The organism is Pseudomonas iridis, assembly GCF_017980685.1.
GTDB classification, from domain to species: Bacteria; Pseudomonadota; Gammaproteobacteria; order Pseudomonadales; family Pseudomonadaceae; genus Aquipseudomonas; species Aquipseudomonas iridis.
In genome coordinates, this window is sequence record NZ_JACXXO010000003.1 from 380,223 (window position 1) to 389,136 (window position 8,914).

Annotated in this window: 5 protein-coding genes, 1 rRNA gene and 1 pseudogene; 3 read left to right on the forward strand and 4 right to left on the reverse strand. The window is 57.1% G+C overall.

Annotated elements, in window-relative coordinates:
• Window positions 1-142: 142 nt before the first annotated feature.
• Window positions 143-1,216: a 23S rRNA (cytidine(2498)-2'-O)-methyltransferase RlmM gene (gene rlmM / locus IEQ42_RS09240; RefSeq protein ID WP_042560180.1), complete on the reverse strand. Its 1,074-nt coding sequence runs from the start codon at window positions 1,214-1,216 to the stop codon at window positions 143-145.
• Between the two features lie 222 nt (window positions 1,217-1,438).
• On the opposite strand from rlmM, the gene acnA reads away from it, so the two are divergent.
• Window positions 1,439-4,180 carry an aconitate hydratase AcnA gene (gene acnA, locus IEQ42_RS09245; RefSeq protein ID WP_210703310.1) on the forward strand — a complete coding sequence of 914 codons (2,742 nt, stop codon included), beginning with the start codon at window positions 1,439-1,441 and terminating at the stop codon, window positions 4,178-4,180.
• Between the two features lie 373 nt (window positions 4,181-4,553).
• On the opposite strand, the gene IEQ42_RS09250 is transcribed toward acnA, so the two are convergent.
• Window positions 4,554-5,042, reverse strand: coding sequence for an SRPBCC family protein (locus tag IEQ42_RS09250; RefSeq protein WP_150592545.1), 489 nt, complete (start codon window positions 5,040-5,042; stop codon window positions 4,554-4,556).
• Between the two features lie 197 nt (window positions 5,043-5,239).
• Here IEQ42_RS09250 and IEQ42_RS09255 point away from each other — a divergent pair, with 197 nt between their 5' ends.
• A complete protein-coding gene (locus IEQ42_RS09255) occupies window positions 5,240-6,160 on the forward strand; it encodes an ADP-ribosylglycohydrolase family protein (protein ID WP_210703311.1) in 921 nt (306 codons plus the stop codon).
• Between the two features lie 56 nt (window positions 6,161-6,216).
• Complete coding sequence (locus IEQ42_RS09260; protein WP_210703312.1) at window positions 6,217-6,621, forward strand: lysozyme inhibitor LprI family protein; 405 nt, start codon at window positions 6,217-6,219, stop codon at window positions 6,619-6,621.
• Window positions 6,622-6,742: 121 nt separating this feature from the next.
• On the opposite strand, the pseudogene mrdA reads toward IEQ42_RS09260, so the two are convergent.
• Window positions 6,743-8,619: pseudogene (gene mrdA, locus IEQ42_RS09265) on the reverse strand (penicillin-binding protein 2).
• A 219-nt stretch (window positions 8,620-8,838) separates the two neighbouring features.
• Window positions 8,839-8,914, reverse strand: a 5S ribosomal RNA gene (gene rrf, locus IEQ42_RS27855); the annotation flags it as partial.

Here is an 8,914-nt window from a genome sequence, read left to right on the forward strand (position 1 = left end):
CATTGTCGCGCATTGCCGGGTGCTCGGTCACCTGTGGCTTCAAACTAATCCCCCTGTGAACTGCCGAAGGCTGCGATCTTTGCTTTTTGAAAGATCAAAAGATCGCAACCTGCGGCAGCTCCTGCACGGGGGGCGTGTGCATTTAGCGGGATTTGGTCTTCTTCACGTCATGCCGGCGCAGATGGCAGGTCACTTCCTCGCGGTCGTGATAAAGCTGCTTGCAGCCGATATCAACCTTGATCCCGCGCGCCTTGAAACCATCGGCAATGCGCTCAAGCAAACGCTTCACTTCGGCATAACGCTGCTTCATCGGCAGTTTCAAGTTGACCACCGCCTCGCGACAATGCCCCTCGCCGATCCACTCTTCGAGCATTGCCGCGTTACGCGCCGGTTTCTCGACGATGTCACAGACCATCCAGTCCACCGGCTGCTTGGGCTTGAAGGTGAAACCGTCCGCCATCAAGTGTTGCACCAGGCCGGTCTCCATCAGGCTTTCGGCCATCGGGCCGTTGTCGATAGCGGTCACCAGCATGCCGCGGTTGACCAGTTGCCAGGTCCAGCCACCGGGCGCTGCACCAAGGTCAACGCCGGTCATGTCACTGTGCAGACGATCTTCCCACTGATCACGCGGGATGAAATGGTGCCAGGCTTCTTCCAGCTTCAACGTCGAACGGCTTGGAGCCTCACGCGGAAACTTCAGGCGGGGAATGCCCATTGGCCACATCGCCGAGTTACCGGCATCAGCCATACCCAGAAACACTTCACGGCCGCTTTTGAATGTCAGCAACAGACGCGGCTTGTTTGCATCTTCAACCAGTTTGCCGGCACCCGTCAGCGCCTTGCGCAGCGGGCCTTCGAATTTCTTGCAGAAGTTCGACAGCTCTTTGCCATCGTTGGTATCGACGACCTCCAGCCACAGACTGCCGCACACCGGGAATTCGGCCATATGCGCGAGGATCACGCTGATGCGGTCGGTTTCCGGCAGATCAATGAAAACGCCGCGCGCCCATTGGCGCGGGAAGATCAGCTCGGCGAAACGCTGACCACGCATCAGGCGCTCGGCGCCGTCTTCTTCGGTGCAGACAAACTCCGCGTACGCAGTGGCGGTTTTCGCCTTGGCGTAACCGGACACGTTCAACTGGGCAGCGAGGTCGGAAATCTCCGAGCAGACTTCGCCTTCGAAACCTGGCCGGCAATGCATGAATAGGGTGTTCATTCTTACTCCTGGGCAGCGGGCGAACATTCGGCCCCTGCGCGATGCTCAGGCCTTGCGTTGAAGCAAAGCCTGTCACGAAAACCGGCGCATGATAGCCGATGTCGGAACCTTGGTTCTCTTCATAGAGTCCAGTTATTAGCCAGCTAATGAAAACAGGGCTACGTTGATAGCTCTGCCCGTCCCCTCAATCCGTAGCAATGCGGATTCAAAGGAGTGATTGCAATGCCGTCCCTAGATAGCCTGAAGACCCTTAAAACACTAAAAATCGACGACAAAACCTACCACTATTTCAGTTTGCCGGATGCTGCCAAAAGCCTGGGCAATATCGACAAACTGCCAATGTCGCTGAAAGTCCTGCTGGAAAACCTGCTGCGCTGGGAAGATGAAAAAACTGTCACCGGCGCCGACCTCAAGGCAATTGCTGCGTGGCTCAAGGAGCGTCGCTCCGACCGGGAGATCCAGTACCGCCCTGCCCGCGTATTGATGCAGGATTTTACCGGCGTCCCTGCCGTGGTCGACCTCGCAGCGATGCGCGCGGCCATGGCCAAGGCCGGCGGCGATCCGCAGCGAATCAATCCGCTATCCCCGGTGGATCTGGTGATCGACCACTCGGTGATGGTCGACAAGTTCGCCACGCCCAGCGCATTTGAGCAGAACGTCGACATCGAAATGCAGCGCAACGGCGAACGCTATGCCTTCCTGCGCTGGGGACAAAGTGCCTTTGACAACTTCAGCGTAGTGCCGCCGGGCACCGGGATCTGCCACCAGGTCAACCTCGAATACCTCGGCCGCACCGTGTGGACCAAAGATGAAGACGGCCGTACCTACGCCTTTCCCGACACGCTGGTTGGCACCGACTCCCACACCACCATGATCAACGGCCTCGGCGTGCTCGGCTGGGGTGTCGGCGGGATCGAGGCGGAAGCGGCGATGCTCGGGCAACCGGTGTCGATGCTGATTCCGGAAGTGATTGGCTTCAAACTCACCGGCAAACTCAAGGAAGGCATCACCGCCACCGACCTGGTGCTGACCGTTACGCAGATGCTGCGCAAGAAAGGCGTGGTCGGCAAATTTGTCGAGTTTTATGGTGATGGCCTCGCCGACCTGCCGCTGGCCGACCGTGCGACCATCGCCAACATGGCCCCGGAATACGGTGCGACCTGCGGCTTCTTCCCGGTCGATGACGTAACGCTGGAGTACCTGCGTCTGTCCGGACGGCCAACGGAAGTGGTGAAACTGGTGGAGGCGTATACCAAGGCCCAGGGGTTGTGGCGTCTGCCCGGTCAGGAGCCGGTGTTCACCGACAGTCTGGCGCTGGACATGGGCAGCGTCGAGGCCAGCCTGGCAGGGCCGAAACGCCCGCAAGACCGCGTCTCGCTGCCAAATGTCGCACAAGCCTTCAGCGACTTCCTTGACCTGCAATTCAAACCGACGAGCAAAGAAGAAGGACGCCTGGAAAGCGAGGGCGGTGGCGGCGTCGCGGTGGGTAATGCCGATCTGGTCGGCGAAACGGAGTATGAACACGACGGCCACACCTATCGCCTGAAAAACGGCGCGGTGGTCATCGCTGCGATCACGTCGTGTACCAACACTTCCAACCCGAGTGTGATGATGGCTGCTGGGCTCTTGGCGAAAAAAGCCGTGGAGAAAGGCCTGACGCGCAAACCGTGGGTAAAGAGTTCGCTGGCGCCAGGTTCGAAAGTGGTCACTGACTACTACAAGGCGGCGGGGCTGACGCAGTACCTCGACCAGCTTGGTTTTTCGCTGGTCGGCTATGGCTGCACCACCTGCATCGGTAACTCCGGGCCATTGCCGGAACCGATCGAAAAAGCCATCCAGAAAGCTGACCTGGCCGTCGCTTCGGTGCTGTCCGGCAACCGTAACTTTGAAGGTCGCGTGCACCCACTGGTGAAAACCAACTGGCTGGCCTCGCCCCCGCTGGTGGTGGCTTATGCCTTGGCTGGCACCGTTCGTACCGACATCAGTAGCGAACCGCTGGGCGATGACCAACAGGGCAATCCGGTTTACCTGCGTGACATCTGGCCAAGCAGCCGGGAAGTCGCCGACGCGGTGAGTCAGGTCAGCACTGCCATGTTCCACAAGGAATACGCCGAAGTGTTTGCCGGTGACGAACAGTGGCAAGCCATCGAGGTGCCACAAGCCGCCACCTATGTGTGGCAGGACGATTCGACTTACATCCAGCATCCACCGTTTTTCGACGACATTTCCGGCCCGTTGCCAGAGATCAAGGATGTGAAAGGGGCGCGGATGTTGGCGCTGCTCGGAGACTCGGTGACCACGGACCACATTTCCCCTGCCGGCAACATCAAGGCTGACAGCCCGGCCGGGCGTTATCTGCGCGAAAAAGGCGTCGAACCGCGGGACTTCAACTCTTACGGCTCACGTCGCGGCAACCACGAAGTGATGATGCGCGGTACCTTCGCCAACATTCGTATACGCAATGAGATGCTCAGCGGCGAAGAAGGCGGCAACACGATCTACATTCCGACCGGTGAGAAACTGCCGATCTACGATGCAGCCATGCGCTATCAGGCGTCCGGAACACCGCTGGTGGTGATTGCCGGGCAAGAATACGGCACCGGCTCCAGTCGCGATTGGGCGGCCAAAGGTACCAACCTGCTGGGCGTCAAAGCCGTGATCGCCGAGAGCTTCGAGCGCATTCACCGTTCCAATCTGGTCGGCATGGGCGTCTTGCCGCTGCAATTCAAACTTGATCAGAACCGCAAGAGTCTGAACCTGACCGGCAAGGAAACCTTCGAGATTCAAGGCCTGACCGGCGTATCCCTGACACCACGCATGAACCTGCCTCTGGTGATCACTCGTGAAGACGGGCGACAGGAGAAGATCGAAGTGCTGTGCCGCATCGACACCCTGAATGAAGTGGAGTACTTCAAGTCAGGGGGGATTCTGCATTATGTGCTGCGGCAGCTAATCGCTTCATAAACGCATAACCCCGTAGGAACTGCCGTGAGTTCGGCAGCTCCTACGGGGTTCCGTACTTTTCTTGGGGCGAAAAAAAACCCGCCGAAGCGGGTTTTTCCCAAGACCATTATCGACTCCCTGTCGGCAGCGATCCTTGCAATGGTCGATCATCCTTGATCCTGAAGTACTCCCTGTGCTTCAGTTGATGGGTGTAGATTACGTGGTGGATCCAATCAGCAATAGTCGTAATAGCTACCATCGCGTGTAAGACATTCGCCATAGAAGCACTTCCGAAAACCCTTAGAAGGGTCAGGCGTTGAGCATGCAGGCCGCGATTTTCGCGACTTTCAACTGCCCTGAGGCCTGCGCCTGCGGGTCAACCTACAGAGCACTATCAGCCCCGATCAAGCTCACGTGCCCTGGCGCTTTCCGCGAGAAACTGTTCAAGCCTGCTCAACTGTTCTTCCCAGCCACGACTGTCCATGTAATAGGCCTCTTTCTGGCGGATGTCGGGAATGTGCGCGAAACCGGACTCAGACACCTTGAGCAACGTGCCACCCTCGAAATCTTCCAGCTCGAACCTGACCAGCGTTGTCGGTTCCTGGGAATAGTCGATCTTCGGATTGACCGCATACGGATGCCATCGGAACGAGAACAATTGCTGCGGCTCGACCCGTTCGATCAATACGTTCCACAACACATGTTCATAACCCGGATACGTGACCTGCCCTTGCGTCCATTCTCCGGCAATAAAACGCCTGCCCTCCAGCGCCACACCAAACCACTGGCCAAACGCCTCGGCATCAACCAATGCACGCCAGACATGTGAACGCGACGCCTTGAGCGTGATTTTGCGTTCGAAACTATTGGGTACTGGTTTCATACGTCACCTCCTGTTCTGAACAGTAGGCTTGTATGACCACATGTCCAAGGTGAAGTTGTATCAAAGCGGTTCAGCTGTGCAAAAGCCAGGAAACATCCGGCTGCATTTTCCACTGGTGAATCGAACAATTTTCACCACAACCCAGCGGATGAAGCTGATACCTTTTCCGTCGATGCTGAACCGGACAAGGACGAATCATGCAGCCATCCCTCCCCGAACGTTATCGTGGCGCCCTGCTGGGTCTGGCTTGCGGCGACGCGGTCGGCACCACGGTAGAGTTCAAGCCACGCCATTCATTCCAACCATTGACTGACATGGTCGGCGGCGGTCCTTTCCAACTCAAGCCTGGACAGTGGACCGATGACACCTCGATGGCGCTCTGCCTGGCGGAAAGCCTGCTGATCAAGAACGGCTTCGACGCCAATGATCAAATGGGGCGCTATCTCAATTGGTGGAAATGGGGTTACCTGAGTTCGACCGGCGAATGCTTTGATATCGGCATGACAGTCAGTCAGGCGCTTTCGCAATACCAGCAAACAGGTGAGCCCTTTGCGGGGTCGACCGAGCCCAATAGTGCTGGCAACGGCTCTCTGATGCGACTGGCACCGGTGGTGCTGTTTTACTTCCCGGACGACCGGAAAGTCAGAAAATTCTCCAGCGAAAGTTCGCGAACCACCCACGCAGCACCCGAGGCAATCGAATGCTGCCAACTGTTCGCTGAGTTGATCAACAAAGCTCTGCTTGGAGCGTCCAAAACAGAACTGCGCTTTTTGCCAGTCTCAACCTTCAGCCAACCAAAAGTCGCGGAGATTGCTCGAGGTAACTATTTCACGAAATCAATAGACGAAATCTGCGGTAGCGGCTACTGCGTCCAGTCGCTGGAAGCAGCGCTTTGGTGTTTTCAGCACACCGACAGTTTTGCGGCGGCAATCCTGCAAGCCGCCAATCTGGGTGATGACGCCGATACCACGGCAGCGATCGTTGGCCAACTGGCCGGCGCCCACTACGGCGTTCGAGCCATTCCCGCCAATTGGCTGGATCTGCTGCATGACGGTGAGGAGATTGCGGCTACAGCGGATCGCTTGCTGGAAGCCTCGAGACAACAAGTACCTGAATAGATCCTGTGCAATCACTACACTGTTCTGCACTTACATTCGACACAGCGAGAATTTCCATGTCCCTACGTCAGCTCCTGGCCCTGACGCCTTTGCTATTCACCACCCTCACCCACGCTGGCGTTGACTGCGCCAACGCCAGCGATCAAGCGACGATGAATCAGTGCGCCGGGCAGGATTACAAAGCTGCCGACAAAGAACTGAACGCTGTGTATCAGCAGATCACCGGGCGTTTGAAGGACAACCCTGACGGCAAGAAGCTGTTGGTCAGTGCGCAACGCGCATGGATCGGTTTTCGTGATGCCGAGTGCAAGTTTTCGTCTTCGGGCGTGACGGGCGGAAGTGTGTATCCGCTGATCTATAGCAATTGTATGACCGCTGTGACCAAGGTGCGGGTTGAAGTGTTGAAGCAGTACTTGAAGTGTGAAGAAGGTGACATGAGTTGCCCGGTGCCAGGGGCCTGATTGTTGTAGTGACTACAAGACGCTATCGCTGGCAAGCCAGCGATAGCGTCGGTACGGTAGCGGCGACTAGTTCTTTGCATGCAAGCGTAGACCTCGACAACTTCCAGCACCGTTTCACGGGTTACACGTGCGGATCACCCGGCGCTTTGGACGGCGCAGCGTACTGCGGCTTGAGATGGCCTTCCTGATCAAGTAACCAGGCATCCATGATTTGCCGCACCACCGGCCCGGCGACACGACCACCGGCCTCACCGTTTTCTATCATCACCGAAATCGCAATCTTCGGGTGCTCCGCCGGGGCGAAGCCGACGAACAAGGCATTATCGCGGTGGCGCTCAAGTGTCTTAGCGCGGTTGTAGCGCTCACCCTGCTTGATCGCTACCACTTGTGCCGTACCACTTTTACCAGCGATACGGTATTGCGCACCCGCCGCCGCCGCACGGGCAATGCCGCGGGCATCGTGCATTACCATCTGCATGCCGTGGTTGACCTGCTCCCAATCGCGCGGATCCTTAAGCAGAATGTTCGGCATCGGATTCTGATCGACCGGCGCCACACCATCGACAGTCTTGGCCAGATGTGGGCGGTTCCACACGCCTTTGTTGGCGATCAGTGCGGTGGCTTGGGCCAGTTGCAGCGGCGTGACCTGCATATAACCCTGACCAATACCGAGAATCACCGTTTCCCCCGGGTACCATGCTTGTCGACGTGTAGTGCGTTTCCAGGCTTGGGATGGCATCAGACCAGGAGACTCTTCAAACATGTCCAGCGAGACTTTTTCGCCGAGACCGAACATGGCCATGTAGTCGTGCAGGCGATCAATGCCAAGCTTGTGCGCCAGGTCATAGAAGTAGGTGTCATTGGAACGCATGATCGCAGCGTCCATGTCCACCCAGCCGTCGCCGCTGTGGTTCCAGTTACGGTACTTGTGATCGAAGTCCGGGAGTTGGTAGTAACCTGGATCGAAGACTCGGGTCTGCGGTGTGACAACGCCTGCGTCGAGCCCAGCGATCGCCACTTCTGGCTTGATGGTCGAGCCCGGTGCGTACAGTTAAACAGTGGCCGGTCAATAGAATCACGCAGCGCCGAATACTCTTTGGTGCTGATACCAGTGACGAACAGGTTGGGATCGAAACTCGGGTTGCTGACCATGGCCAGCACTTCCCCGGTGGACGGATCCAGCGCCACGACCGAACCACGACGCCCAGCCAAGGCAGCTTCGGCGGCTTCTTGCAGTTTCACGTCAAGGCTCAGGACAATGTTTTTTCCGGGTACAGGGTCAGTGTGTTTGAGCACGCGTAACACCCTGCCTTGGGCATTGGTTTCAACCTCCTCATAACCGACATGCCCGTGCAACTGCGCTTCGTAGAAACGTTCGATGCCAGTCTTGCCGACGGACTGAGTGCCACGGTATTCCACCGAGTCGAGGGTTTTGGATTCTTTTTCGTTAATCCGGCCGACATAGCCGATCGAGTGAGCGAAGTGCATGCCGAGCGGGTAATTTCGAACGAACTGTGGCTCGACATCGAGCCCAGGCAAACGAAACTCGTTGACCGCCAAAACGGCAATCTGCTCTTCGGTCAGTTCATAAAACAGCGTCACCGGCGTGAATGGATGACGGGACTGTTTCATGGCTTTGTCGAACACCGCGCGGTCTTCGACGGGGAGGTGCAGGAGATCAATGACCTCGTCCAGTTCCTGATTGACGTCGATGGCGCGCTCGCGGGTGATGGTCAGATTGTAGCTGGGACGGTTATCTGCCAGCAGCACACCGTTGCGGTCGTAGATCAGTCCGCGTGTTGGCGGGATCGGCAGGACATGGACACGGTTGTTTTCGGAAATGGTCGAGTGGTAGTCGAACTCCACGACTTGCAGGATGTACAGACGCGCTACCAGGGCGCAGCTGACTGCGAAGACAAAAAGGGCGCAGGCGATCAACCGCTTGTTGACCAGACGCGTCTCTCTTTCGTGATCCTTGATCGGGATGGGTTCAGGCATTTCTACAGCAACTCTTTGGCGTAAGTGAGTGCCCATCCTTTGGCGAAAAATCAGTCCATGAAAAAAGCGAGTTGCACCATACCAAAAACTGCCCGGCCACTTAAGAAGGTTTTTCCCAGTGGCAACTCTTGCGAAAGCTTCGGCTCGACTCATCCGAGAACTTTCCTACGGGCAAAACAAAACCCCAACTGCTTTCGCAATTGGGGTTTCGGAATTTAATCTTGACGATGACCTACTCTCACATGGGGAAACCCCACACTACCATCGGCGATGCATCGTTTCACTGCTGAGTTCG